The sequence below is a fragment of the Kineococcus siccus genome, from assembly GCF_009906795.1.
GTDB classification, from domain to species: domain Bacteria; phylum Actinomycetota; class Actinomycetes; order Actinomycetales; family Kineococcaceae; genus Kineococcus; species Kineococcus siccus.
In genome coordinates this window covers 1-3,685 of sequence record NZ_JAAALN010000305.1, presented here as the reverse complement: position 1 = coordinate 3,685, position 3,685 = coordinate 1, and the positions used below count along the sequence as shown (strand labels likewise).

At 73.9% G+C, this 3,685-nt stretch carries 3 protein-coding genes; 2 read left to right on the top strand and 1 reads right to left on the bottom strand.

Going from position 1 to position 3,685, the window contains the following annotated elements:
* Both ispG and GTR02_RS20500 read left to right on the top strand, forming a co-directional pair.
* Positions 1 to 1,134 (top strand): flavodoxin-dependent (E)-4-hydroxy-3-methylbut-2-enyl-diphosphate synthase (gene ispG, locus GTR02_RS20505; protein ID WP_166609327.1); only part of this gene is annotated, 1,134 nt, incomplete at its 5' end.
* Positions 1,135 to 1,187: 53 nt separating this feature from the next.
* Positions 1,188 to 2,078 (top strand): GNAT family N-acetyltransferase, encoded by an 891-nt coding sequence (locus GTR02_RS20500; RefSeq protein WP_205709718.1) that lies wholly within the window; start codon positions 1,188 to 1,190, stop codon positions 2,076 to 2,078.
* Positions 2,079 to 2,093: 15 nt separating this feature from the next.
* On the opposite strand, the gene GTR02_RS20495 is transcribed toward GTR02_RS20500, so the two are convergent.
* Positions 2,094 to 3,458, bottom strand: coding sequence for an MFS transporter (locus GTR02_RS20495; protein ID WP_420814756.1), 1,365 nt, complete (start codon positions 3,456 to 3,458; stop codon positions 2,094 to 2,096).
* Positions 3,459 to 3,685 lie beyond the last annotated feature (227 nt).

The following is a 3,685-nucleotide window of genomic DNA, read 5'->3' as shown; positions in this document are numbered from 1 at the left end:
CTCCCGCCGCCCGTCCTCGCCCCGCGCCGCAAGACGCGGAAGATCAAGGTCGGCACGGTCGACGTCGGGGGTGACGCCCCCGTCTCGGTGCAGTCGATGACGACCACCCCGACGACGAACATCAACGCGACGCTGCAGCAGATCGCCGAGCTCACGGCGACCGGCTGCGACATCGTCCGCGTGGCCTGCCCCACGCAGGACGACGCCGACGTGCTGCACATCATCGCCAAGAAGTCGCAGCTGCCCGTGATCGCGGACATCCACTTCCAGCCCAAGTACGTCTTCGCGGCGATCGAGGCCGGCTGCGCCGCGGTCCGCGTCAACCCGGGCAACATCCGCAAGTTCGACGACCAGGTCAAGCAGATCGCGCAGGCCGCGAAGGACCACGGCACCTCGATCCGCATCGGCGTCAACGCCGGCTCCCTCGACCCGCGGCTGCTGAAGAAGTACGGCAAGGCGACGCCCGAGGCCCTCGTGGAGTCCGCCGTGTGGGAGGCGTCGCTGTTCGAGGAGCACGGCTTCCACGACTTCAAGATCTCCGTGAAGCACAACGACCCGGTGATCATGGTCCGCGCCTACGAGCTGCTGTCCGAGCGCGGCGACTGGCCCCTGCACCTCGGCGTCACCGAGGCGGGCCCGGCCTTCCAGGGCACCATCAAGTCGGCCACGGCCTTCGGTGCGCTGCTGTCCCAGGGCATCGGCGACACCATCCGCGTGTCCCTCTCGGCGCCCCCCGTCGAGGAGGTCAAGGTCGGCATCCAGATCCTGCAGTCGCTGAACCTGCGCCCCCGCAAGCTGGAGATCGTCTCGTGCCCCTCGTGCGGACGGGCCCAGGTCGACGTCTACTCCCTCGCCGACGCGGTCACCGAGGGCCTCAAGGGCGTCACCGTCCCGCTGCGCGTGGCCGTCATGGGCTGCGTCGTCAACGGCCCCGGCGAGGCCCGCGAGGCCGACCTCGGCGTCGCCAGCGGCAACGGCAAGGGCCAGATCTTCGTCAAGGGCGAGGTCATCAAGACCGTGCCCGAGCACGACATCGTCGCGACGCTCATCGAGGAGGCCGAGCGGCTCGCGGCGAGCATGGGCGAGCCCGGGGACGGCGCGTCGGCGGGGGCTCCCGTCGTCAGCGTCAGCTGAGCGGGGGCCGCCTCGACGCGGACGGGCCGAAGGGCGAGGATGCGCAGGTGCACCTGACGCCGCCCGCGGCCTCCACCCCCCGCGGCTCCGAGCGCTCGGGCAGCCTGCGGGTGCTGTCCGGCGCGGACGCCCCTGCGCTGCTGCGGTTGTGCGACCGCGACCCGGTCGCCAACCTCTTCGTCTCCGCCCGCCTCCTGGGCCTGCTCGCGCGCCCCGGGGCGGACCTGGGCGGTGCCGTGTGGGGCTGGTTCGAGGACGGCCTGCTCGTCTCGGCCTGCTGGGCGGGCGCCAACCTCGTGCCCATCGAGGCCACGCCGCCCGCGCTGGACGCCTTCGCGGCCCACGCCCGCCGGGAGGGCCGCCGCTGCTCGTCCCTCGTGGGTCCCGCCGAGGCCGTGCTCGGCCTGTGGTCGCGGCTGGAGCCGCACTGGCGGGGGGTCCGCGAGGTGCGCGCCCGGCAGCCGCTCATGGTGTGCGACGGCCCGCCCGCCCTCGCGCCGGACCCCGCGGTCCGCCGGGCCGCGCTGCGCGACCTGGACCTCGTCGTCCCGGCCTGCGTCGCGATGTTCACCGAGGAGATCGGCTACGCGCCCGCCCCGCCCGACGGGGGCGGCGCCTACCGGGCGCGGGTCGCCGAGCTCGTCTCGACCGGGCGCTCCTTCGCGCGCATCGACGCCGGCCCGCGCGGCCCCGAGGTCGTCTTCAAGGCCGAGCTGGGGGCCGTGTCGCCGAAGGTCGTGCAGGTGCAGGGCGTCTGGGTCGCGCCGCACCGCCGGGGCGAGGGCCTGTCCGCGCCCGGGATGGCCGCCGTCGTCGAGGCCGCGCGCGCCGACGGGGTCGAGACCGTGTCCCTCTACGTCAACGACTACAACACCCGCGCGCTCGCGGCGTACCGCCGCGTCGGCTTCCGCGAGGTCGGGGACTTCGCGACCGTCCTGTTCTGACCGCCCCCGCTCGCCTCAGGGCAGCCCGGCCGGGGCCTCGGTGGTCGCGGCGGCGCGCGCGTAGGACGCCGCGAGGGAGCGGTACTGCGGGCTGGCCAGCGCCAGCAGCGTCGCGACGAGCCCCACCAGCCCGGTCACCACGAAGACCAGGGCGATGGCCCGGGTCTGCCCCGTGCCGAACCAGTCGCCGATCGCCGCGGCCCCGGCGCCGTCGGTCATGAACGGCACGACGAGGAACTGGGTGATCGGCCCGACGAGGAACGCCGTGACCGGCGCGGCGGACTGCTCGACGCTCTGCGCGAAGCCGAAGACCCGGCCCTGCCGCTCGTAGGGCACGACGCGCTGCAGCACGGTCTGCTCCGCGGCCTCGGCGAACGGCATGAGCGCCATGAACACCACCATCGCGACCGACAGGGTCACGACCGAGGACGCCAGCGGGAACAGCATCGTCGCCGTCCACGCGACCGCGTTGACCAGGAGCAGCAGGCGCACCGGCCGGCTGCCGAGCCCGAGGCGCGCGACGAGCAGGCCGCCGACGATCATCACGGCGCTCAGCCCACCCCACAGCAGCCCCCACGCCTGCACCGACACCAGGGACAGCCCGTAGGCGTCCATGAGCGCCATGAACCCGCCGCCGATGAGGTTGTTGAAGCAGCTGAAGGCGATGAGCGGCACGAGGCCCGGCACGCCGCGGACGAGGCGCCAGGTGCCGCGCAGGTCGACCCCGCCCACCGCCGCGACGGGCACGCCCGCCTCGTCGGTCGTCACGACGCGCGTCTCGGGGACGGGCACGCGCGCGAGGTGCACCACGGAGGCCGCGAGCATCACGAGCGCGAGCAGCAGGACGTGCAGCATGCCGCCGGAGGCGACGAGGAACCCGCTGATGACGGACGTGACCAGCATGGAGCTGCCCACCACGGTCCCCACCAGGCCGTTGGCGCGGTCGCGGACGTCGGCCGGCACCAGCAGCGTCACGAGCGTCGGCAGCGCGATGCCGCGCGGGTTGCCCGCGACGACCCCGGCCATGCAGAGCACGACGAAGACCCACAGCTGCCAGGACGCGACGTCGCCGAAGGCGCCGTCCGGGGTCAGCAGGTACACCGCGAGGCACACGCCGTAGACGGCCGCCGAGACCACCGCGGAGGCCTGCATGACGGACCGCTTGTGGTGGTTGTCGACGAGGCTGCCGAACCAGATGCCGGTCGCCGCGGTGGCCACGACGAAGATGCCGGCGATCATGCCGGTCGCGAACACCGAGCGGGTCTCGAGGAACACCCAGAACGTCACCGCGAACCAGACCGTGTAGTTGATGACGCTGACGACGGCGTTGCTCACGAGCAGGTGGGCGAACACGCGCTGGGACCCGGACCGCAGGTCCAGGCGGGGCGCCGGCCCGTCCGGTGCGGACGCGTCGGGTGCGGACACTGCGGCCTCCAGCCGTCGGGGACGTGTCGTGCTGCTGGGTGTGACCCGGCCCCGGCCCGGAACTCATCGGCGCTCCCGTCCGCTCGCGTCCTCCTCGTCCGGCGCCCGCGTGGCCGGGGCAGCGCCCGGGGGCTGAGGGGGTGGCACCGGCGGACAGCTCCGTTCGCGCCGACTCCCAGCAC